Here is a 3090-nt window from a genome sequence, read left to right as displayed (position 1 = left end):
TTCACAATTAGAACAAAAATCAATTTGAATAAATTTTGTATAAAAAAAAATCCTCATATCGTAAGATATGAGGATTATAAAATTCTTATTAAAAAGAATTAAGAAAGGCGGCGACCTACTCTCCCACATAAATGCAGTACCATCGGCGCTATTGGGCTTAACTTCTCTGTTCGAGATGGGAAGAGGTGAGCCCCAATGCTATAACCACCCTAAGATTTTCAGTATGCAGTGTTTTAATTTTCAGTTTTCAGTCTCAGTTTACAGCGATTAAACTGTTTTACTACTACTGACTACTGTCAATTTTTTTACTACCAACTGTATAAGTTAACATATGGTAAAATAATATTGTAAGTTTCAAAAACAAAAAAGAGTGTCTCTTGCTCCCTTTCGGGAGCAAGAAGCGTACATAAGTCTATGGGTTATTAGTACTACTTGGCTATGACATTACTGCCTTTACACCTATAGCCTATCAACGTGGTAATCTCCCACGACCCTTTAAAGAAATCTCATCTTGTGGTGGGTTTCGCGCTTATATGCTTTCAGCGCTTATCCCTTCCCGACGTAGCTACTCTGCCATGCTCCTGGCGGAACAACAGATACACTAGAGGTCAGTCCAACTCGGTCCTCTCGTACTAGAGTCAGATCCACGCAAATTTCTAACGCCCACAGCAGATAGAGACCGAACTGTCTCACGACGTTCTGAACCCAGCTCGCGTGCCACTTTAATGGGCGAACAGCCCAACCCTTGGGACCTTCTCCAGCCCCAGGATGTGACGAGCCGACATCGAGGTGCCAAACCCCCCCGTCGATATGAGCTCTTGGGGGAGATCAGCCTGTTATCCCCGGAGTACCTTTTATCCTTTGAGCGATGGCCCTTCCATGCGGAACCACCGGATCACTATGCTCTTGTTTCCAACCTGATCGACCTGTATGTCTCTCAGTCAAGCACCCTTATGCCATTGCACTCTACGCACGGTTACCAAGCGTGCTGAGGGTACCTTTAGAAGCCTCCGTTACTCTTTTGGAGGCGACCACCCCAGTCAAACTACCCACCAAGCACTGTCCTCATCTCTGAGTTAGACTCTAGATAAGCAAAGGGTGGTATTTCAAGGATGACTCCACAACGCCTAGCGACGCTGCTTCGATGTCTCCCACCTATCCTACACATTACTTATCCAAAGCCAATACTAAGCTATAGTAAAGGTTCACGGGGTCTTTTCGTCCCGCTGCGGGTAATCGGCATCTTCACCGATACTACAATTTCACCGAGCTCATGGCTGAGACAGTGTCCAGATCGTTGCACCATTCGTGCAGGTCGGAACTTACCCGACAAGGAATTTCGCTACCTTAGGACCGTTATAGTTACGGCCGCCGTTTACTGGGGCTTCATTTCACTGCTTCGCCGAAGCTAACAACTCCACTTAACCTTCCAGCACCGGGCAGGTGTCAGGCCTTATACATCATCTTTCAATTTAGCAAAGCCCTGTGTTTTTGATAAACAGTCGCCTGGACCTTTTCACTGCGGCCCTGTATTGCTACAGGGCGACCCTTCTCCCGAAGTTACGGGTCTATTTTGCCTAGTTCCTTAGCCATGAATCTCTCGAGCACCTTAGAATTCTCATCCCAACTACCTGTGTCGGTTTACGGTACGGGTTCTCATAATCTGAAGCTTAGAGGTTTTTCTTGGAAGCTTTTAGGCACACTATCCACGCAGCCGAAGCTTTGTGGTACTATCAACTTTCTCCAAAATCTGCGGATTTGCCTACAGATCTTATAGATACAGTCTTCAACGTACTATTCCGTCAGTACGCGGTGCTTTCAATACTCCGTCACCCCATCGCAATTATAAGAAGTACAGGAATATTAACCTGTTATCCATCGACTACTCCCTTCGGATTCGCCTTAGGACCCGACTAACCCTCAGCTGATTAGCATCGCTGAGGAAACCTTAGTCTTTCGGTGTGCGGGTTTCTCGCCCGCATTATCGTTACTTATGCCTACATTTTCTTTTGTAACCACTCCAGCATGCCTCACAGCACACCTTCTACGCAGGTTACAATGCTCCCCTACCACTTACGTGTCTTTCAACGTAAATCCATAGCTTCGGTAATATGTTTATGCCCGATTATTATCCATGCAAAATCGCTCGACTAGTGAGCTGTTACGCACTCTTTAAATGAATGGCTGCTTCCAAGCCAACATCCTAGCTGTCTAAGCAATTTCACCTCGTTTTTTCAACTTAACATATATTTGGGGACCTTAGCTGATGGTCTGGGTTCTTTCCCTCTCGGACATGGACCTTAGCACCCATGCCCTCACTGCTGTGTATATTTTATAGCATTCGGAGTTTGTCAGGAATTGGTAGGCGGTGAAGCCCCCGCATCCAATCAGTAGCTCTACCTCTATAAAACTCTACCACAACGCTGCACCTAAATGCATTTCGGGGAGTACGAGCTATTTCCGAGTTTGATTGGCCTTTCACCCCTACCCACAGGTCATCCAAAGACTTTTCAACGTCAACTGGTTCGGTCCTCCACTGTATGTTACTACAGCTTCAACCTGCCCATGGGTAGATCACTCGGTTTCGCGTCTACTACTACTAACTAAAGCGCCCTATTCAGACTCGCTTTCGCTACGGCTCCTTGACTTAATCAATTAACCTTGCTAGAAACAGTAACTCGTAGGCTCATTATGCAAAAGGCACGCCGTCACACCATAAATGATGCTCCGACCGCTTGTAGGCGTACGGTTTCAGGTTCTATTTCACTCCCTTACTTAGGGTTCTTTTCACCTTTCCCTCACGGTACTAGTTCACTATCGGTCTCTCAGGAGTATTTAGCCTTACCGGATGGTCCCGGTGGATTCATACAGGATTACTCGTGTCCCGCACTACTCAGGATACCACTATCAATAACTTCGCTTACTTTTACGGGACTATCACCCTCTTTGGTCTGTCTTTCCAAACAGTTCTAATTCACTTAGCATCGAATATTGTGGTCCTACAACCCCAAAATTGCCGTAACAACTTTGGTTTGGGCTAATCCGCGTTCGCTCGCCACTACTAACGGAATCACTATTGTTTTCTCTTCC

Annotated in this window: 2 rRNA genes (1 of these 2 running past the window's edge); both read right to left on the bottom strand. The window is 46.1% G+C overall.

Going from position 1 to position 3090, the window contains the following annotated elements:
* Positions 1-102: 102 nt before the first annotated feature.
* Positions 103-212, bottom strand: a 5S ribosomal RNA gene (gene rrf, locus MC378_RS15050).
* A 190-nt stretch (positions 213-402) separates the two neighbouring features.
* Positions 403-3090, bottom strand: a 23S ribosomal RNA gene (locus MC378_RS15045) (it continues 199 nt past the right edge of the window).

It is taken from the genome of Polaribacter marinus, assembly GCF_022662535.1.
GTDB lineage: Bacteria > Bacteroidota > Bacteroidia > Flavobacteriales > Flavobacteriaceae > Polaribacter > Polaribacter marinus.
This window is presented reverse-complemented; position numbering and strand designations above follow the sequence as displayed.